Source organism: Micromonospora sp. CPCC 206061 (assembly GCF_036906915.1).
Classification (GTDB): Bacteria; Actinomycetota; Actinomycetes; order Mycobacteriales; family Micromonosporaceae; genus Phytohabitans.
In genome coordinates this window covers 54,318-73,234 of record NZ_JBAKHX010000018.1, presented here as the reverse complement: position 1 = coordinate 73,234, position 18,917 = coordinate 54,318, and the positions used below count along the sequence as shown (strand labels likewise).

The following is an 18,917-nucleotide window of genomic DNA, read 5'->3' as shown; positions in this document are numbered from 1 at the left end:
CTGGGTCAGCGGTCGGTTAGGCGAGCTCGGGCCTCGGGCCAGCGTGGAGCGGGAAAGGCGTGGGTGGCGAGGGGTTCGGGCACCGCCGCGACGCCCGGGCCGCCGTCTGCGAGCCAGTCGGTGATGGCCGCCACCGCCCTGTCGTCGAGAACGCCGCCGAGCCACACCGGGCGGGCGCCGGCGCTCCGGGCCGCCGGTGCTGGCTGTACGACGACCACATTGGACTGATCGCAGACGTTGAGGCATTCGCTGGCGCGTACCCGGTGCTGGTGACCCGCCGCTGCGCGCAACGTTCGCAGCTGGCCGTCGTGGTCGACGTCCGGGTGTTTCGACACGGTGCCGCAGCAGCAGCCGCGGCAGACCGTGACGGTGACGCGGTTCACGCGGAGCGGGCGGACGCCGGGGCGCGGCGGGGCACCAGCGACAGCGCGAACGTCAAGCCGAAAACCGTCCACAGTGCGGTCAGCTCGCCAAGCGATGCCACCCGGAAGTCCCACAGCAGGTCGGCCGGCATGGTGTCGGGCACCGGATCTGGGTTCGGCGGCCACGTCATGAGCAGCGCGACGTATCCGATCGCGGCGACCGCGACGGCGGTGGCCGTGCGGTGCTGCGCCGGCCACGAGCGGCCGGCGAGCCGGTGGTGCACCAGCAACGCGAGCCACGATATGGCGATCGCCGCGGCGATGAGGGTGAGGTACTGCACCGTGCGCTCGGTCACCGTGTCGGGATCACCGACGCCGGGTGGGTTCGCCGGGTACTTGACCGCCGGCAGGAGCGCCACCGTCACGAATCCGAGGAACGCGAGCAGTGCCGCGCGGCCGAAGTCGGTGCTGGCCGGCAGCCGGTGGCGTACGCCGGCGAAGACCACGGCCACGACGAGCGCGAGGCACACCGCGACCGCGACCGCGGCGACCGCACCACCGAAGACCTGCGTGCCGCGGCTGAACATGGGCTCCTCGTGCGAGGCTTCTTCGAGGGCGATCGCCTCGTCGAGGCGCGGCTCGACGAGGAGCAGCCCGACCAGCGCGGCCGCGAGGCCCGCGATCAGGCCGCAGAGCGCCCCCCGGCGCAGCACGGCGCCGAGTGTCAGGGACGTCACGGGGGTTAGTGGCAGGGCACGCCGAGCGCGTGCCGGCCGTCGTGTGTGAACTCGTGCAGCTGCTCGGCGAACGCGGTGCCGCTGAGCTGAAGCAGCACGTAGATGACGCCCAGCGCGACAGCGACGAGCAGCCACGCGAAGACGGGCACGCGGATGGGAGCAACCGATGTGGAGGGTGCGGGCGACGACATGCCAGGTGTTCCTCTCGTCCATGCCTCGTGGCGATCCGGTCAATGCCACGGCCGGTCTCCTGGCTCCCGGATCAGCACACTCCGCTCGGCCTTCCCGGACCAGTGTCGGCCCAGTGGCGTGGTGAGCGGAGCGCTCCCCGGTCACAGTGGCGAGGACCACGCCGGATTCACACCGGCTTCCCGTACACCGTGGCCTGGGCAGCGTATCGCTTCCTCACCTGCACCGCTAGCATGGCCGAGCGAGCGTGTGACGGAGGAACCCGGTGCGAGTCCGGGACGGTCCCGCCACTGTGACCGGGGTCAACCCGGGAGTCAGACACTTCGGGCGCTCGGCTCATCCGCACCGATACGCGGGCGTGGACACCCGCGGAAGGGACTCGCGCACATGCCCGCGCCATACCCGTTCTCAGCCGTCGTCGGCCTCGACGACCTGCGCACCGCACTCCTGCTGACCGCAACCAATCCCGCGATCGGGGGAGTGCTCGTGCGGGGCGAGAAGGGGACCGCGAAGTCGACCGTGGTCCGCGCGCTCGCCGGGTTGCTGCCGGAGCTGGACGTCGTCACGCCGTGCCGGTTCGCCTGCGACCCGGTGGCGCCCGACCCGGAGTGTCCGGACGGGCCGCACCCCTCCGGCGTCGCGGCCCGCACGCGCCGTGCCGCGCTCGTCGAGCTGCCGGTTGGCGCGACCGAAGACAGGGTCGTGGGCACGCTCGACATCCAGCGCGCGCTCGCCGACGGCGTCAAGGCGTACGAGCCTGGGCTGCTCGCCACCGCCCATCGTGGACTGCTCTATGTGGACGAGGTGAACCTGCTCCCGGACCACCTGGTAGACCTGCTGCTGGACGCCGCCGCGATGGGACGCGCCCACGTCGAGCGCGACGGGGTGTCGGTGAAGCACGCGGCGCGGTTCCTGCTCGTCGGCACGATGAATCCGGAGGAGGGTGAGCCGCGCCCGCAGCTCGTCGACCGCTTCGGCCTCGTGGTGTCCGTCGGGGCGCCCACCGAGCCGGCACCGCGCGTCGAGGTGGTGCGCCGGCGGCTCGCCTACGACGCGGACCCGGACGGGTTCGCGGCCCGGTGGGCGGCTGCCGACGCGACGCTCGGGGAGCGGATCAGGGCCGCGCGGTCGCGGCTGCCCGGCGTGGTGCTGCCCGACGCCGAGCTCGACCGGATCGCGCGCCTCTGCCTGGCGTACGGGGTGGACGGGCTGCGGGCCGACATCGTGGTGGCACGCGCCGCGCTCACGCTCGCGGCGTGGCACGGGCGTGCCGAGGTGACCGCCGAGGAGGTGCGGGAGGCGGCGCGTCTGGCCCTGCCACACCGGCGCCGCCGTGACCCGCTCGATCCGCCGGGGACGGACGAGCAGGCGTTGGAGGACGCGCTGGACGCGGCCGAGAACACGCCGGATGACACCCGGGATGACGGGCCGGACGACGGTGGTGGAGGTGGAGGCGCACCGCGTCCCGATGCGGCTGATGGGGAGGGGGCGCCCACCAAGCCGGCGTCGGCGCCGGGGACGCCATACAAACCGAAGGTGCTCACGCTCCCGAAGACCGGTCAGCGGGCGCACACCGGGCGGCGCTCCGCCGCGTATGCCGCGCGCGGCCGCGTGGTCGGCGCGCGGCTGCCCCGCGCGGAAAGCGCTCCCGTGCATCTGCCCGCGACCCTGAGAGCCGCCACCGCGCGCGGCAGCCGCACCGTCCATCGTGGAGACCTGCGCGAGGCCGTGCACATGGGTCGGGAAGGCAATCTCGTGCTCTTCGTGGTCGACGCCTCCGGCTCCATGGCGGCGCGGCAGCGGATGCGCACCGTCAAGACGGCGGTGCTGTCGCTGCTGCGCGACGCGTATCAGCGGCGTGACCGGGTGGGCATGATCACCTTTCGGGGTGCCGGAGCCGAAGAGGTGCTGCCGCCGACGTCCAGTCACGAGGTGGGCGTGGTGCGGCTGGCCGAACTGCGCACCGGTGGGCGCACGCCGCTCGCGGCCGGCTTGCGCGCGGCGGCGACCACGCTGCGCACCGAGCGCCGCCGCGACCCGCGCCGCCGGCCGCTCCTCGTGCTCGTCACGGACGGGAGGGCCACCGCCGGCCCCGATCCGCTGGCCGTGGTGGCGGAGCTCGGCGGCACCGCGGCGGTGGTCATCGACTGCGAGGCCGGGCCGGTGCGGCTGGGTCTGGCACGGCGCCTGGCCGCCGCACTTGGGGCCGATTGCCTGCGCCTGGAGGACCTGTCCGCGACCACGCTGCGTCGCGCCGCATGATCGGAAGGGATCGTTGATGCCGCAAGGGAAGCCGGAGACGGTGCCGGACGACGGGCTCACCACCCGCGAGCGCCGACGACAGCCGGTACTGGCCGTCCACACCGGACACGGCAAAGGGAAGTCGACGGCGGCGTTCGGGATGGCGTTGCGGGCGTGGAGCGCCGGCTGGCCGATCGTGGTCTACCAGTTCGTGAAGAGTCCGAAGTGGAAGGTCGGTGAAGAGTCGGCCCTTCGGGCGCTCGGCGAGACCGGCAAGGGTGGCCACGTCACGTGGCACAAGATGGGCGAGGGCTGGTCGTGGATCCGGCGCCCCGGCACCGAACGCGACCACGCCGCCGAGGCGGCCGAGGGCTGGGCGCAGATCAAACGCGACCTGGCCGCCGAAACCTATCGGTTCTACGTGCTCGACGAATTCACGTACCCGATGAAGTGGGGTTGGGTCGACGTGGCCGACGTCGTCGCGACGCTGCGCGACCGTCCGGGTGGCCAGCACGTGGTCGTCACCGGCCGGGACGCGCCCGCTGGCCTGGTCGACCTGGCCGACCTGGTCACCGACATGGCCAAGGTCAAGCACCCGATGGACGCGGGCCGCAAGGGCCAGCAAGGGATCGAGTGGTAGCCCGGGTCGTCGTCGCGGCACCCGCGTCGGGCCACGGCAAGACGACGGTCGCTACGGGGCTGCTGGCCGCGTTCGCCGGGCGCGGGACGCGGGTCGCCGGCTTCAAGGTTGGCCCCGACTTCATCGACCCCGGTTACCACGCACTGGCAGCCGGCCGGTCGGGTCGCAACCTCGACCCGGTGCTGGTGGGGGAGGAGTTGATCGGGCCGCTGTTCGCGCACGGCAGCGCGGGCGCCGATCTCGCCGTCGTCGAGGGCGTGATGGGCCTGTACGACGGCCGCACAGGCGCTGGAGACTTCGGCTCGACGGCGCATGTGGCCGCGCTGCTGCGGGCACCGGTGCTGCTGGTGGTCGACGCGTCCGCGCAGGGGCGCTCGGTGGCGGCGCTGGTGCACGGGTTCCGGTCGTTCGGGCAGGTGCGGATCGCGGGCGTCATCCTCAACCGGGTCGGCTCCGAGCGCCACGAAAACATCCTTCGCGACGCCTGCGAGGAGGTCGGCGTACCAGTGCTCGGTGCACTGCGCCGGCACGGAGCGGTGGCCGCGCCGTCGCGGCACCTCGGCCTGGTGCCGGTCGCCGAACGATCCGCGGAGGCGAAGGCGTCGGTGGCCGCGCTGGCGGCTCTCGTGGCGTCCGGTGTGGACCTGGACGCGGTCGGAGCGGTGGCGCGGGCCGCACCACCGCTTGACGCCGCACCGTGGTCGCCGGCTCTGGATCCGGTCCCGGGCCGTCCGCTGGTCGCGGTCGCCGGCGGACCGGCCTTCACCTTCGGGTACACCGAAACGGTCGAGCTGTTACACGGGGCGGGCGCCGACGTGGCCACTGTGGACCCGCTGCGTGACGAGGCGCTGCCGCCCGGCACACGGGCGCTGGTCGTCGGTGGCGGCTTCCCCGAGGTGTACGCCGACCGGCTCGCCGCCAACGCCCCGCTGCGCGCCGCGGTGGCCGCCCTCGCCGCGACCGGAGCGCCGATAGCGGCCGAATGCGCGGGTCTGCTCTGGCTGAGCCGCAGCCTCGACGGCGCCCCGATGTGCGGGGTGCTGGACGCGGACGCGGTGATGACCGACCGGCTCACGCTCGGCTACCGCGACGCGGCGGCCCTGTCGGACAGCGCGCTGGCACCGGCCGGCACCCGGGTTACCGGCCACGAGTTCCATCGCACGGCCGTCACACCGCGCGCGGGCACCACGCCGGCGTGGGCGTGGCGCGGCGCCGCACCGGAGGGCTTCGTCACAGCCGGTGTGCACGCTTCGTACCTGCACCTGCACTGGGCCGGCCACCCGGACATCCCGCGCAGCCTGGTGGGCGCGGCTCTTAAGGTTGCCCCATGACCGAAGAGCGCGAGGATCTCGACTGGGCGACGTTCGGCGGTGCCGGCTACGAGCTGGCCGCCCAGGTCGCGGCCGACGGGTTCCGGCCCGACCTGATCCTGGGTATCGCCCGCGGTGGCCTGTTTCTGGCGGGGTCGCTGGCGTACGCCCTGAACGTCAAGAACGTCCACGTGATGAACGTGGAGTTCTACACCGGCGTCGACGAGCGGCTGCCGATGCCGGTCATGCTGCCGCCGGTGCCTCAGGCAGTCGACCTGGCGGGCTCGCGGGTGCTCATCGCCGACGACGTCGCCGACACCGGCGCGACGCTCAAGCTGGTACACGACTTCTGCGGCGAGCACGTCGCCGACGTGCGCTGCGCGGTGCTGTACGAGAAGCCACACACCCAGGTGAGGTGCGAGTACGTGTGGCGTCGCACTGAACTGTGGATCAACTTTCCGTGGTCTTGAGGTTTTTCCACCGCCTTGGGCGGGATGTGCCAACGCTCTTGAGCGCGAGATAGTGCGATCACACAAACTCCCGCGAACGGAGGAGCCCCACCGTGACCACGATTCCCGATAGGCCATCAGAGATCGCCATCTCGGTCGCCGCCAACGCGCTCGCCGCCGAAGCGGATGCGGCTGGTGTCGAAATCACCTACGAGCAGCGTGAGCGGCTGGCACGGGCGGCCCTGGAGGGCGCCTGGCCATACCTGACCGCCACCGAGTAGCTAGCGGTCTTCCAGGTCGCCTTCGGTCGCCAGGTACGCCTCGCGGAGACCGTCGAGGACCGCCGGGTCGGGGTACTCCCACATCTTGCGGTCGGCGGCCTCAAGCAGCCGCTCGACGATGCCGTGCAGAGCCCACGGGTTGGACCGCTCGAAGAACGCCCGGTTCTCCTCGTCGAGCACGTACGTCGACGCCAGCTTGTCGTACATCCAGTCAGCCATCACGCCGGCCGTCGCGTCGTACCCGAACAGATAGTCGACGGTGGCGGCCAGCTCGAACGCGCCCTTGTAGCCGTGCCGGCGCATCGCCGCCAGCCAGCGCGGGTTGACGACCCGGGCCCGGAAGACACGCGCTGTCTCCTCGCTCAGCGCCCGGGTGCGCACCGCCTCCGGCCGCGTACTGTCACCGATGTACGCGGCCGGGTTGGTGCCGGTCAGTGCGCGCACTGTCGCGATCATCCCGCCGTGGTACTGGAAGTAGTCGTCCGAGTCGGCGATATCGTGCTCGCGGGTGTCCACGTTCTTGGCCGCCACCGCGATCCTGCGGTACGCGGCCTCCATGTCGGGGCGGGCGGCCACTCCGTCGAGCCCGCGGCCGTACGCGTAGCCGCCCCACACCGCGTACACCTCGGCGAGGTCGGCGTCGTCGCGCCAGTTCCGGCTGTCGATGAGCGGGAGCAGCCCGGCACCGTACGCGCCCGGCTTTGAACCGAAGACACGCGTGGTGGCCCGCCGTTCATCGCCGTGCCCGGCCACGTCGGCGGCCACGTGCGCGCGGACGAAGTTGTCTTCCGCCGGCTCGTCGAGCCCGGCCACGAGCCGGACGGCGTCGTCGAGCATCAGCACCACGTGCGGGAAGGCGTCGCGGAAGAAGCCGCTGATCCGCACGGTCACGTCGACGCGCGGCCGGCCCAACTCGGCCAGCGGGATTGGCGCCAGCCCGTTGACCCGGCGGGACGCGTCGTCCCACTGCGGACGGACTCCGAGCATGGCCAGCACCTCGGCCACGTCGTCGCCGGCTGTACGCATCGCGCTGGTGCCCCACACCGACAGCCCCACCGAGCGCGGCCACTGGCCGGTGTCGGCGCGGTACCGGGCCAGCAGCGAGTCGGCCATCGCCTGGCCGGTCTCCCACGCCAGCCGGCTGGGCACCGCCTTGGGGTCGACGGAGTAGAAGTTGCGGCCCGTCGGCAGCACGTTGACGAGGCCGCGCAGCGGGGAGCCGCTCGGCCCGGCCGGTACGTACCCGCCGGCGAGGGCGTGCAGCACGTTGGTCAGTTCGTCGGTCGTGCGGTCGAGCCGCGGCACGATCTCGGTGGCCGCGAACCGCAGCACGTCGCTCACCGGGCCGCTGCCGGCGTGCTCCGGCGCCCAGCCGCGCGCCTCCATCTCGGTGACGAGCGCGTGTGCTTGCGCCTCGACCCGATCCACATCGGACCGCGGCGCGTGCTCGGCCAGACCCAGCGCCTCGCGTAAGCCAGGAAGGGACACCTGGCCGCCCCACATCTGCCGGGCACGCAGCATCGCCAGTACCAGGTTGACGCGTGCCTCACCTGCTGGCGCCTCGCCGAGCACGTGCAGCCCGTCGCGGATCTGCGCGTCCTTGACCTCGCACAGCCAGCCGTCGACGTGCAGCAGGAAGTCGTCGAACTCGGCGTCATGCGGGCGGTTGCCGATCCCGAGGTCATGGTCGAGCTTGGCCGCCTGGATCAGCGTCCAGATCTGCGCGCGGATCGCGGGCAGCTTCGCCGGGTCGAGCGCCGCGATGGTGGCGTGCTCGTCGAGCAACTGCTCCAGCTTGGCGATGTCTCCGTAGCTCTCGGCGCGGGCCATCGGCGGCACCAGGTGGTCGATGAGGGTCGCGTGGGCGCGGCGCTTGGCCTGGGTGCCCTCGCCGGGATCGTTGACCAGAAACGGGTAGACGAGCGGCAGGTCGCCGATGGCCGCGTCCGGCCCGCACGCCGCCGACATGCCGACCGTCTTGCCGGGCAGCCATTCGAGGTTGCCGTGCTTGCCGATGTGAACGACCGCGTCGGCCCCGAAGCCGGCCGCCAGCCAGCGGTATGCCGCCAGGTAGTGGTGACTGGGCGGCAGGTCGGGGTCGTGGTAGATGGCGACCGGGTTGGCGCCGAAACCGCGCGGCGGCTGCACCATCACGACGACATTGGCGGCGACGAGCGCGGCGAGCACGATGTCGTCGCCGTCCACGTACAACGAACCGGGCGGCGGCCCCCAGTGCTCCTCGACCCTCGTCCGAAGCGAGACCGGCAGCGTTTCGTAGTAAGCGATGTAGTCGCGGGCCGGGATGCGCACAGGGTTCGCGGCGAGCGCCTCCTCGGTGAGCCAATCCGGGTCCTGGCCACCGGCCGCGATGAGCGCGTGCATCAGGCTGTCGCCGTCGTCCGGCAGGTCGCCGATGGTGTATCCGCGCTCGCGCAGCGCCGCCAGCAGCCGCACCGTGCTGGCGGGCGTGTCGAGGCCGACGGCGTTGCCGATCCGGGCGTGCTTGGTGGGGTACGCGGACAGCATGAGCGCGATCCGCTTCCTGGCGGGCGGCACGTGCCGGAGCCGGGCGTGGGCCACCGCGATACCGGCGACTCGAGCGGCCCGCTCGGGATCGGCCACGTACACCGTGAGCCCGTCTTCGTCGATCTCCTTGAACGAAAACGGCACCGTGATGATGCGCCCGTCGAACTCGGGGATCGCCACCTGCGTAGCGGTGTCCAAAGGGGACATACCGTCGTCGTTGGCGGACCAGGTCTCGCGGCCGGAAGTGAGGCACAACCCTTGCAGGATCGGCACATCGAGCGCGGCCAGCGCGCCGACGTCCCAGGCCTCGTCGTCGCCGCCCGCGCCCGCCTCGGCCGGGCGGGTGCCGCCAGCCGCGAGCACGGTCACGACGAGCGCGTCCGCCTGACCCAGCGTGGCCAACAGCTCGGACTCCGGCGTTCGCAACGACGCGCAGAACACCGGCAGCGGCCGCGCTCCAGCGTCTTCGATGGCCGTACACAGCGCGTCGACGAACGCTGTGTTGCCCGCCACATGGTGCGCGCGGTAGTAGAGCACGGCCACCACCGGCGCATCACCATCGGCGAGCGGGCGCATGAGGCCCCACGTCGGCGTCGGCACGGGCGGTGCGAAGCCGTGACCGGTCAGCAGGACGGTGTCGGACAGGAAGCGGTGCAACTCGGCGAGGTTGGCCGGACCGCCGTGCGCAAGGTATGCGTGAGCTTCCGCGCACACGCCGCTCGGCACCGTCGACAGCCGCATCAGCTCGGCGTCTGGCGCCTGCTCGCCACCCAGCACGACGACCGGACGCGGACCGGCCAGCAGCGCGTCGAGCCCTTCCTCCCAGGCCCGCCGGCCGCCGAGAATACGCACCACGACCAAGGTGACGCCCTCGACCAGCGCGGGCAGGTCGTCGATCGTGACCCGGGCCGGGTTGGCGAGGCGGTAGTCAGCACGGCTGGCACGCGCGCTGAGCAGATCGGTGTCGGACGTCGACAGCAGCAGGAACACGCGGCACGGCTCCCCTCCGAGATCCTCGTCTCGGTCAGTAGGAACGCGGCGACGGGAGTGTCTGGCTTCCGAGAACCGTGGCTCTCGGTGACAGTGGCGGGACCGCACCGGACTCGCACCGGCTTCCTCCGCTTGTCGCCGCGGGTTGCGCCCGCCAGCTTAGCGGGTCGTATGCTCCGGCCCGTGGTCAGCCCTCTCACACCAAGCCGCGATCGCGCCGACGCGTGCCCCGGCGTGCTCCAGGTGCACGCCGCCGCCGACGGCGGCCTCGCGCGCGTGCGGATACCCGGCGGGTGGCTGACCGGCGCGCAGCTCGCCGCCGTCGCCGCCTGTGGCGGCCTGGAAGTCACCTCCCGAGGTAACCTCCAGGTCCGCGGCCTGGCGCCGGGCGCCGAGACGGCGCTCGCCGCGCGGCTGTCGGAGGTCGGCCTGTTGCCGTCGCACACCCATGAGCGGGTACGCAACATCGTGGCATCACCGCTCACCGGCCGTGACGGGCACGGGGTACTAGACGCGCGTCCGCTGACGACGGCGCTGGACCGGGCCCTGTGCGCGGATCCGGCGCTGGCCGAGCTTCCCGGGCGGTTCTTGTTCGCGCTCGACGACGGGCGCGGTGACGTCGCTGGACTCGGCGCCGACGTCGCGATTCACGGCGCCGCCGTGCTGCTCGCCGGCCGCGACAGCGGCCTGCGCGTGTCGCCAGCTGAGGCCGTGCCGGTGCTGCTGGCCGCCGCGCACGCGTTTCTCGCCGAACGGAGCGACGAGTGGCGACTGTCCGAACTGGACGACGGCCCGGCACGGGTGGCGCGGCGCCTCGGCGGATCGGTGGGTGCGTCGGTGAGCGTCGCCGGCCGCCCGCCGATCGGTGCCGTGCGCCAGGTCGACGGCCACGTCGCGATCGGCGCGGCCGTGCCGCTGGGTCGGCTCACACCGGATCACATCGCTGTCCTGTCCGGACAGTCGTCGGTGTGCGTCACGCCGTGGCGAGGAGTCGTCGTCGCCGACCTGCCGGACGCCGGGCTCTTGGAAAATCTGGCGGCGGTGGGGCTCGCGGTCGAGCGCGGCTCGCCGTGGGCCGGTGTGACCGCCTGCGCCGGGCGACCCGGGTGCGCCCGGTCGCTGGCCGACGTGCGTGCCGACGCGCTGGCCTTCCACGGTGGGCGGCCGGCGCCCTCGCTGCCAGTGCACTGGGCCGGCTGCGAACGCGCCTGCGGCCGCCCCACCGGAGCGCACGAGCTGATACTGGCCACAGAGGACGGATACGAAAGCCGATGACCCTGACAACTGGCGCCCGCCCCCGCTCCCTCGACTCCGGGCCGGCTGCGGGAGGCGGCGCATGACCGGCTACGTCAAGGATGGCGCGGAGATTTACCGTCGTTCGTTCGCCACCATCCGGGCCGAAGCCGACCTTTCGGCGCTACCGGAGGATGTGGCACGGGTCGCGGTCCGGATGATCCACGCGTGCGGGATGGTCGACCTGGTCAAGGATCTGGCCTGGTCACCCGGCGTGGTCGCGGCCGGCCGGGCCGCGCTGCGGGCCGGAGCGCCCATCCTGTGCGACGCCGCGATGGTCGCCGCCGGGGTGACCCGGCGGCGCCTGCCGGCGGACAACGAGGTGGTGTGCACGCTGAGCGACCCGCGCGTGCCCGACCTCGCCGTGCGGCTCGGCACCACGCGCAGCGCGGCGGCACTGGAGTTGTGGCGCGACCGCCTCGCCGGGTCGGTCGTGGCGGTGGGAAACGCGCCGACCGCACTGTTTCGGCTGCTGGAGTTGATGGCCGAAGGAGCCGGTCGCCCGGCGGCGGTGCTGGGCATACCAGTCGGGTTCATCGGGGCGGCGGAGTCCAAAGTGGCGCTGGCGACCAGCGACCTTTCGCACCTGGTGGTGCACGGGCGGCGGGGCGGCAGCGCGATGACGGCGGCGGCGATCAACGCCATCGCGAGCGAGGAGGAGTAGTGGCCGGTCGACTGTGGGGAGTGGGGCTCGGGCCCGGCGACCCGGAACTGGTGACGGTCAAGGCCGCGCGGCTCGTCGCGGACGCCGACGTGGTTGCCTACCACTGCGCGCGCCACGGCCGCAGCATCGCCCGTTCGGTGGCCGCGCCCTACCTGCGGGCTGGCCAGATCGAAGAGGCGCTGGTGTACCCGGTCACCACCGAGACGACCGACCACCCCGGTGGATACCGCGGCGCGATCGAGGAGTTCTACGCCGACTGCGCCGAGCGGCTGGCCGCCCACCTCGACGCCGGCCGGGACGTGGTGGTGCTGTGCGAGGGCGACCCGTTCTTCTACGGTTCGTACCAGCACATGCACAAGCGGCTCGCGCACCGGTACGAGACCGAGGTGGTGCCCGGCGTCACGTCGATGAGCGCCGCGTCGGCGGCACTGGGTCGGCCACTCGTCGAGCGCGACGAGGTGCTGACCGTGCTGCCCGGCACGCTCCCGCCGGAGGTGCTCGCGGAGCGGCTCGCCGGCACCGACTCGGCCGCGATCCTCAAGCTGGGGCGCACGTTTCCGGCCGTACGGGACGCGCTCGACAAGTCTGGACGGCTCGACGAGGCGTGGTACGTCGAGCGTGCCAGCACCGACCGGGAACGGGTCGCACCGCTGTCCGAAGTGGATCCTTCGTCGGTGCCGTACTTCTCGGTCGCCGTGCTGCCCAGCCGGGTGGCGGCGGCGCCGGTCGCTGTCCCGGCTCCCGCCCGATCGCGCGATCGCGGTGAGGTGGTCGTCGTCGGTCTCGGGCCAGCCGGGCGGGAGTGGCTGACACCTGAGGCCCAGGCCGCCCTCGCCGAGGCGGACGATCTGGTCGGCTACGGCCCGTACCTCGACCGCGTCCCCCCGAATCCCCGCCAGAAGCGGCACCCGTCCGACAACCGGGTGGAGGCGGAGCGGGCGGCGTTCGCGCTCGACCTGGCGCGAGGCGGGTCGCGGGTGGCCGTCGTGTCGTCCGGCGACCCGGGTGTCTTCGCCATGGCCAGTGCCGTGCTGGAGGTAGCCGCCGAGCCGCACTTCGAGGCCGTGCCCGTCCGGGTGGTGCCGGGGCTCACAGCAGCGCAGGCGGTGGCTTCCCGCGCGGGCGCGCCGCTGGGCCACGACTACTGCGTACTGTCGCTGTCCGACCGGCTCAAGCCGTGGGACACCATTGTGGACAGGCTCACCGCCGCCGCCCACGCCGACCTCGTCATCGCCATCTACAACCCGGCGTCCCGTACGCGTACGTGGCAGGTGGAGAAGGCGCGCGATCTGCTGCTGGAGCACCGGTCGCCCGACACGCCCGTGGTGGTCGGCCGAGACGTCGGGGGAGCGGCGGAGAGCGTGCGTGTGGTGCGCCTGGCCGACCTCGACCCGTCCAGCATCGACATGCGGTGCCTGCTGATCGTCGGCTCGTCGACGACCCGGCTCGCGCCCGGCGGCGCCGTTTTCACACCCCGGCGTTATCCCTGAGCCAATCCACCGCCTCGCCGACGGTCGCCACCGTGGGGACCCCGTCGGGCGGGGCGGGGCGGTCGACCATCAGCACGGGCAGGCCTAGCTCGCGGGCGGCCGCGAGCTTCGCGGCGGTCAGCGGGCCGCCGCTGTCCTTGGTGACCAGCACGTTGATTCGGTGCTCCCGCATCAGCGCCGTCTCGCCGTCCACGGTGTAGGGCCCGCGATCCAGCACGATCTCGTGCCGTGACGGAAGCGGCGGTGACGGCGGATCGACGGTGCGGATCAGGAACCACCCGCTGTTGCCGGCGAACGCCGCGAGGCTCTGCCGGCCGGTCGTGAGCAGTACCCGGTCGCCGAGCTCCGGCAGCGCGGCGGCGGCCGCATCGACGCTTGGCACCCGGCGCCAGTCGTCGCCCGGCCCGGGGGTCCACCCGGGGCGGTGCAGCGCCAGCAGCGGCAGTTCGAGGTCGGCGGTCGCCTGCCGTGCCGACGCGCTGATCCGGTGGGCGAACGGGTGCGTCGCGTCGACCACCGCGTCGATACGTTCGCAGACCAGCCACGCGGCGAGGCCCTCCGGGCCGCCGAAGCCTCCGATTCGCACCTCGCCCACGGGCAACCGGGGCGCGCTGACCCGGCCCGCCAGCGACGTGACGACATGACCGGCGGGCACGGCCGCTGCCAGCTCCCGCGCCTCGCCTGTGCCGCCCAGGATCAGCAACCGCAGCGTGCCTGATGGTTCGCTCGCTCGCACGGCGCTGAAGGCGCCAGCTCGCTCACTCACTTGACGCCGATGGAGTGGAACGCGCCCGCGCGGGTGCCGAAGTAGAGGTTGCCCTTCCACACCGCCGGCGTGGACTCGACGCAGCCGCCGATGTTCACCGTCCACAGCTTCTTCGGCGCGGCGGTGGTGTCGCTGACGTCGTACGCGTGCATGTCGCCCTTGCAGTCGCCGATCAGGAGCACGTCGTCGACGACCACCGGGGACTGCCAGGTCGGCCCCGGCAGCTCGAATCGCCACCGCACAGCGCCGTCGTCGCGGCCGATGCCGAGCACCTCACCGCCGTTCGTGTCGAAGATGACGATGTCCTTGTGCAGCGCCGGCGTACCCCAGATGCCCGCCGGGTTGCCCTTCTGATCGTCCACCTTCCACACCAGCGGATCCTTCTTCGTCGGGTCCAGCTTCATCATCTGGCCGACCTTCTTCGAGCGCGCGGTGCCCCGCTCGTACTCCGAACCGACGTAGAGCGAACCCTTCTCGTCCACCACGATCGTGGCGTCGGTGTCGTCACCGGTCCAGAAGCGAAACACCCGCTTCGGCTTCTTCCCGTCCTTCAGGCCGCTGATGTCCCAGCCCTGCACCAGCCCACCCGAGTTGCTGAAGTACACGGTGTTTCCGTGGATCGCCACCGAGGTCTCGATGGAGACGTTCTGGTCGCCGACGTCCTTGAGCAGCTGCGAATCCCAGCCCGGCGCGTTGAAGACAATCTTCGGCGAGACGGTCACCTTGCCGTCCTTGCCGTACTTCCGGTTCAGCTTCACGATGTGGAACTGGCTGTTTTCCCCGCCCTCGAACAGGTAGTCGTCGATGATGAGCCCGGTGCTGTCCCAGTCGTTGTTCCACATCGTCGGCGACACCGCCGTCGCCGGCAGCTTCCACAGCTCCGTCGGCTTGCCCCGGTCGATCGCGATGACCCGGTAGTTGTTGTCGCGCGACCCGGAATACACCAGCGGGAAGCCGTCCGGATCCACCGTCACCGAGCCCTTGATGATGTCGCCGGTGGGGAAGTCGGGAAGGATGCGCTCACCGGTCGCCGCGTCCAGGAAGTGGATCGCCTTGTCGTACGCGCCGAAAACCACCCACGTGCGGTTGTCGCGCTCGAAGACGGCCGGCTGACCGGTCCAGCCCGAGCCGCACCAGACCCGTTCGCCCTTGCCGTCCGTCGACTTCGCGCACAGGCCGCCGCTGCGGGGGAACTGCCACCGTTTCTCCGGCGTTGTGCGCGACACCGGACCGGTGCCGTAGTAGGTGCGGGTCGGGTTGCCACGGAACGTGAGCAGCCCGGTCACCTTCTCGCCGTACGGCTTGCCGACTCCGGCGGGGTCGGACCAGCCCTCGAAGGCGGCGGCTCCCGTGGCCGGTGCCGTCGCGGGCGCTGTCGACCCGGACGTGCCCTGCACGAACTTCGGCTGCGCCGGCTCCGAACCGCACGCCGCCACGCTCAGTACCAAGACCATCGCGAACCGTCTCTTCACTGGCACAAGTGTGCAGGTTGCGGGCGAGTGGCGAAAGGGTGTGGGGCATCCTGTGACCGTGACTTTGCGGTACGGCTGGACCACCGGAGCGTGCGCGACCGCGGCGACCAAGGCCGCGTACACCGCGCTGCTCACCGGCGCCTTCCCAGACCCGGTGGAGATTGCGCTGCCCAAGGGTCAGCGGCCGGCGTTCGCGCTCGCCGTGGAGCACTTGAGTGACGACTCGGCTACAGCGGGTGTCGTCAAGGATGCCGGTGATGACCCTGACGTCACCCACGGCGCTCTGGTCCGCGCCACTGTCCGCCCGGCCCGGTCGGGGGAGGGAGTGGTCTTTCGTGCCGGCCCGGGGGTGGGCACGATCACCAAGGCGGGCCTGCCGCTTCCGGCCGGCGAGCCGGCCATCAACCCGGTGCCGCGCCAGATGATGCGGGACGTGGTCGCCGAGGTGGCCGCACAGCACGGCGGCACCGCAGACGTGGTCGTCGAGATCTCCGTCGACGGCGGCGAGGAGCTGGCCGCGCGCACCTGGAACCCGCGTCTCGGCATCCTCGGCGGCCTGTCCATCCTCGGCACCACGGGGATCGTGGTGCCTTACTCGTGCGCCGCCTGGATCGACAGCATCCGCCGCGGCATCGACGTCGCCCGCGCCGCCGGCCACCAGCATGTCGCCGGCTGCACCGGCAGCACGTCCGAGCGGGTCGCCGCCGAACTGTACGGCCTGCCCGAGGACGCGCTGCTCGACATGGGCGACTTCGCCGGCGCCGTGCTCAAATATCTGCGCCGCCACCCGGTGCCTCGGCTCACCATAGCCGGCGGGATCGGCAAGCTCGCCAAGCTCGCCGACGGCCACCTCGATCTCCACTCCGGACGGTCCCAAGTGGACCTGCGCAGCCTGGCCGCGCTCGCGCGCGCCGCCGGGGGCGACGACGAGCTGGCCGAGCGGGTGGTCGCGTCGAACACCGCGCTCGAAGCCCTCCAGCACTGCGAGGCGGCCGGCGTCCCGCTCGGCGACGCGGTCGCCGCCGGCGCCCGCGAAACCGCCGCGTCCGTCCTCCGCGAGGCCCCCGTAGCGGTCGACGTGGTGGTCATAGATCGCGCCGGCCGAGTCGTGGGCACGGCGCGGCCGGGAGGTTAGCGGGAGCGTTGCGCGGAGTAGAGGTGGCTGTCGGGGAACGCTTCGGCGGACAGGACGCGGCCTACGACGATGACCGCCGTTCGCACTATGCCAGCCGCCTTGACCAGATCCGCTATGTCGGACAGGGTGCCGCGCAGGACCACTTCGTCGGGGCGGCTGGCGCACGCGACCACGGCCGCGGGGCAGTCCGCGCCGTAGTGCGGCAGCAACTGGTTCACCACCTCGTCGATGCGCTGGACCGCCAGGTGGAGCACCACGGTCGACCGGCTGGCCGCCAGCGTCGCCAGGTCTTCGCCCGGGGGCATCGGGGTCGCGCCGCCTGATATCCGGGTCAGGATGACGGTCTGGCCGACTGTGGGCACAGTCAGCTCGCGGCCGAGCGTGGCCGCCGCCGCGGCGAACGCGGGCACACCCGGGGTCACGGCGTACGGGACACCAGCCGCGTCGAGCCGCCGCATCTGTTCGGCCATCGCGCTGAACACCGACGGGTCGCCGGAATGCAGCCGCGCCACGTCGTGCCCGGCGGCGTGCGCGGCCACCATCTCCGCCACGATCTCGTCGAGCGTCAGCCGTGCCGTGTCTACTGCGCGCGCACCGGACGGGCAGTACGCCAGCAGCTCCACCGGCACGAGGCTGCCCGCGTACAGGCAGACCGGGCTGCGCGCGATGAGGTTGCGCCCCCGGACGGTGATCAGGTCGGCGGCGCCGGGGCCCGCACCGATGAAGTGGACTGTCATTTCACCACCGTCCACTGTGTCACCGGGTGCAGCGGGCGCCAGCCGGTGAAGCCGCCGATCGGCGCCGCACGCTGGACCGCGATCCGGGTCAGGTCGCCGCCCATCCGGTCGTGCCACTCGGCGACCAGGCGCTCGGACTCCAGCGTCACCGCGTTGACGACCAGGCGCCCGCCGGGCCGCAACGCGGCCCAGCACGCCTCCAGCATGCCGGGTGCGGTCACCCCGCCGCCGACGAACACCGCATCGGGCGGGTCGAGGCCGTCGAGGGCCGCGGGCGCACGACCCTCCACAACAGACAGATATGGTACGCCCAACGCCTGTGCGTTGGCACCGATGCGTGACGCGCGTTCCCGGTCGGCCTCGACGGCGACCGCCCGGCACGCGCGGTGTGCGCGCGACCATTCGATGGCGATGCTGCCGGCGCCCGCACCGACATCCCAGAGCAGCTGCCCGGGCACCGGTTGCAGGCGGGCGAGCGTGACGGCGCGCACCTCGCGCTTGGTGAGCTGCCCGTCGTGGGCGTACACGTCGTCGGGCAGCCCGGGCACGGTGGCCATGACGGCGGTGCCGCGGCAGTGCACGGCGACCACGTTGAGCGGGTCGGCGACGGGCCAGTGGTCGCGGGCGAGGCCGGCGACGACGCGTTCACGCGGGCCGCCGAGCTGTTCCAGCACGGTCAGTTCGCTGTCGCCGTACCCGCGCGCGTCCAGCAGTGCGGCGACCGCGGCGGGGGTGGCGCCGTCGGCGCTCAGCACCAGCACCCGGTGGTCGGGGTGGAGCACGGGGTGCAGCAGGCTGACCGGGCGGCCGACCGCGCTGATGACCTCGACGCCGTCCAGGGGCCAGCCGAGGCGGGCGCAGGCGAGCGACGCCGATGAGGGGTGGGGCAGCACGGTGACCCGCTCCGCGCCGAGCAGCTTGACCACAGTGGACCCGATGCCGTGGAACATCGGGTCGCCGCTCGCCAGGACGCACACCCGCCGGTCGCGGTGCGCGTCGAGCAGCCCGAGCAGGGCGGCCAGCAGCGGCGACGGCCACGGCACGCGGTCGGCCTTGACCTCGTCGGGCAGCAGGTCGAGCTGGCGGCGGCTGCCGAGCAGCACCTCCGCCGCGCGGGCCGCCTCACGAGCGGGCTCGGGCAGGCCGGCCCAGCCGTCGGCGCCGATGCCGACGACGATGACGTCAGACATTGCCCAGTACCCGAGTCACCGTGATCTCGATGACCACGCGCTCGGGGTTGGCGCGCGGGGTACGGTACCGCTCGGCGTAGCGGCGCTCGGCCTCGGCGACGGCCTCCGGGTCCGCGCGGACCGTGGCCTGACCCTCCAACGTGGACCAACGACGGCCGTCGACCTGGCACACGGCCACGCGGCCGGTGGCGGCGGCGTTGCGCGCCTTGCGCGACGAGCCGGAGGTGATGACCCGGGCCACGCCCGCATCCGGGTCGAGGGTCACGCCGACGGGCACGACGTGCGGGGAGCCGTCGCGGCGCAGGGTGGTGAGCGTGCACAGATGCCGCTCCCGCCAGAACTGCCGGAAGTCTTCGCTGGTCATCATCGTGCGCTACGGTACCGCCCGGCCCTGGTGCGGCGATCAAGGGCGTTTGCATCGATCAAGGGCGAACGCACGTGGAAA

At 72.6% G+C, this 18,917-nt stretch carries 18 protein-coding genes and 3 riboswitches; of the genes, 9 read left to right on the top strand and 9 right to left on the bottom strand.

What is annotated here, in order from left to right:
* Nucleotides 1-5: 5 nt before the first annotated feature.
* Genes V6V89_RS15505 through V6V89_RS15495 form a run of 3 tightly spaced genes read right to left on the bottom strand, consistent with a single transcriptional unit; the run spans nt 6 to nt 1,290 of the window.
* Nucleotides 6-383: a hypothetical protein gene (locus tag V6V89_RS15505; protein ID WP_334619805.1), complete on the bottom strand. Its 378-nt coding sequence runs from the start codon at nt 381-383 to the stop codon at nt 6-8.
* Complete coding sequence (locus V6V89_RS15500; RefSeq protein WP_334619804.1) at nt 380-1,099, bottom strand: CbtA family protein; 720 nt, start codon at nt 1,097-1,099, stop codon at nt 380-382. The genes V6V89_RS15505 and V6V89_RS15500 overlap by 4 nt, the downstream gene beginning before the upstream one ends.
* Nucleotides 1,100-1,104: 5 nt before the next feature.
* Nucleotides 1,105-1,290: a CbtB domain-containing protein gene (locus V6V89_RS15495; RefSeq protein WP_334619803.1), complete on the bottom strand. Its 186-nt coding sequence runs from the start codon at nt 1,288-1,290 to the stop codon at nt 1,105-1,107.
* A 32-nt stretch (nt 1,291-1,322) separates the two neighbouring features.
* A riboswitch (cobalamin riboswitch) is annotated at nt 1,323-1,497 on the bottom strand.
* A 4-nt stretch (nt 1,498-1,501) separates the two neighbouring features.
* A riboswitch (cobalamin riboswitch) is annotated at nt 1,502-1,630 on the top strand.
* 45 nt (nt 1,631-1,675) lie between these two features.
* Here V6V89_RS15495 and V6V89_RS15490 point away from each other — a divergent pair.
* The 5 genes from V6V89_RS15490 to V6V89_RS15470 all read left to right on the top strand — a co-directional run bounded on the left by V6V89_RS15490 (nt 1,676) and on the right by V6V89_RS15470 (nt 6,209).
* Nucleotides 1,676-3,550: a magnesium chelatase subunit D family protein gene (locus tag V6V89_RS15490; RefSeq protein WP_334619802.1), complete on the top strand. Its 1,875-nt coding sequence runs from the start codon at nt 1,676-1,678 to the stop codon at nt 3,548-3,550.
* Between the two features lie 16 nt (nt 3,551-3,566).
* On the top strand, nt 3,567-4,169 hold the full coding sequence (gene cobO / locus V6V89_RS15485; protein WP_334619801.1) for a cob(I)yrinic acid a,c-diamide adenosyltransferase: 603 nt from the start codon (nt 3,567-3,569) through the stop codon (nt 4,167-4,169).
* Entirely contained in the window at nt 4,163-5,500 is a 1,338-nt protein-coding gene (locus V6V89_RS15480) for a cobyrinate a,c-diamide synthase (RefSeq protein ID WP_334619800.1), read from the top strand. Before cobO ends, V6V89_RS15480 begins: the two co-directional genes overlap by 7 nt.
* A complete protein-coding gene (locus V6V89_RS15475; RefSeq protein ID WP_334619799.1) occupies nt 5,497-5,949 on the top strand; it encodes a phosphoribosyltransferase in 453 nt (150 codons plus the stop codon). The genes V6V89_RS15480 and V6V89_RS15475 overlap by 4 nt, the downstream gene beginning before the upstream one ends.
* A 92-nt stretch (nt 5,950-6,041) precedes the next feature.
* Entirely contained in the window at nt 6,042-6,209 is a 168-nt protein-coding gene (locus tag V6V89_RS15470) for a hypothetical protein (protein WP_334619798.1), read from the top strand.
* Here the strand turns inward: V6V89_RS15470 and V6V89_RS15465 are convergent, their stop codons facing one another.
* Nucleotides 6,210-9,725, bottom strand: a complete 3,516-nt coding sequence (locus V6V89_RS15465; protein ID WP_334619797.1) for a cobaltochelatase subunit CobN — start codon at nt 9,723-9,725, stop codon at nt 6,210-6,212. It abuts the gene before it with no gap.
* 36 nt (nt 9,726-9,761) lie between these two features.
* Nucleotides 9,762-9,899: riboswitch (cobalamin riboswitch) on the bottom strand.
* 9 nt (nt 9,900-9,908) lie between these two features.
* Between V6V89_RS15465 and V6V89_RS15460 the strand changes: the two genes are divergently transcribed.
* From V6V89_RS15460 to V6V89_RS15450, 3 genes are all read left to right on the top strand, one after another.
* On the top strand, nt 9,909-11,000 hold the full coding sequence (locus V6V89_RS15460) for a precorrin-3B synthase (RefSeq protein WP_334619796.1): 1,092 nt from the start codon (nt 9,909-9,911) through the stop codon (nt 10,998-11,000).
* Nucleotides 11,001-11,061: 61 nt separating this feature from the next.
* On the top strand, nt 11,062-11,682 hold the full coding sequence (locus V6V89_RS15455) for a precorrin-8X methylmutase (protein ID WP_334619795.1): 621 nt from the start codon (nt 11,062-11,064) through the stop codon (nt 11,680-11,682).
* Nucleotides 11,682-13,172, top strand: a complete 1,491-nt coding sequence (locus V6V89_RS15450; RefSeq protein WP_334619794.1) for a precorrin-2 C(20)-methyltransferase — start codon at nt 11,682-11,684, stop codon at nt 13,170-13,172. Before V6V89_RS15455 ends, V6V89_RS15450 begins: the two co-directional genes overlap by 1 nt.
* On the opposite strand, the gene V6V89_RS15445 is transcribed toward V6V89_RS15450, so the two are convergent.
* Together V6V89_RS15445 and V6V89_RS15440 are read right to left on the bottom strand one after the other, a co-directional pair.
* On the bottom strand, nt 13,150-13,938 hold the full coding sequence (locus tag V6V89_RS15445; protein WP_334619793.1) for a cobalt-precorrin-6A reductase: 789 nt from the start codon (nt 13,936-13,938) through the stop codon (nt 13,150-13,152). The two genes, V6V89_RS15450 and V6V89_RS15445, sit on opposite strands and share 23 nt — an antisense overlap.
* Nucleotides 13,935-15,410, bottom strand: a complete 1,476-nt coding sequence (locus tag V6V89_RS15440) for an outer membrane protein assembly factor BamB family protein (RefSeq protein WP_334619792.1) — start codon at nt 15,408-15,410, stop codon at nt 13,935-13,937. Before V6V89_RS15440 ends, V6V89_RS15445 begins: the two co-directional genes overlap by 4 nt.
* 58 nt (nt 15,411-15,468) lie before the next feature.
* On the opposite strand from V6V89_RS15440, the gene V6V89_RS15435 reads away from it, so the two are divergent.
* Nucleotides 15,469-16,545: a cobalt-precorrin-5B (C(1))-methyltransferase gene (locus tag V6V89_RS15435; protein ID WP_334619791.1), complete on the top strand. Its 1,077-nt coding sequence runs from the start codon at nt 15,469-15,471 to the stop codon at nt 16,543-16,545.
* Here V6V89_RS15435 and cobM read toward each other — a convergent pair.
* From cobM to V6V89_RS15420, 3 genes are read right to left on the bottom strand one after another with little or no spacing between them, the layout of a single operon-like run.
* Nucleotides 16,542-17,282: a precorrin-4 C(11)-methyltransferase gene (gene cobM / locus V6V89_RS15430; RefSeq protein ID WP_334619790.1), complete on the bottom strand. Its 741-nt coding sequence runs from the start codon at nt 17,280-17,282 to the stop codon at nt 16,542-16,544. The two genes, V6V89_RS15435 and cobM, sit on opposite strands and share 4 nt — an antisense overlap.
* A complete protein-coding gene (gene cbiE, locus V6V89_RS15425; RefSeq protein ID WP_334619789.1) occupies nt 17,279-18,472 on the bottom strand; it encodes a precorrin-6y C5,15-methyltransferase (decarboxylating) subunit CbiE in 1,194 nt (397 codons plus the stop codon). The genes cobM and cbiE overlap by 4 nt, the downstream gene beginning before the upstream one ends.
* The gene (locus tag V6V89_RS15420) at nt 18,465-18,839 is read right to left on the bottom strand and encodes a pyridoxamine 5'-phosphate oxidase family protein (protein ID WP_334619788.1); all 375 of its coding nucleotides are present in this window, start codon (nt 18,837-18,839) and stop codon (nt 18,465-18,467) included. The genes cbiE and V6V89_RS15420 overlap by 8 nt, the downstream gene beginning before the upstream one ends.
* Nucleotides 18,840-18,917: the final 78 nt, after the last annotated feature.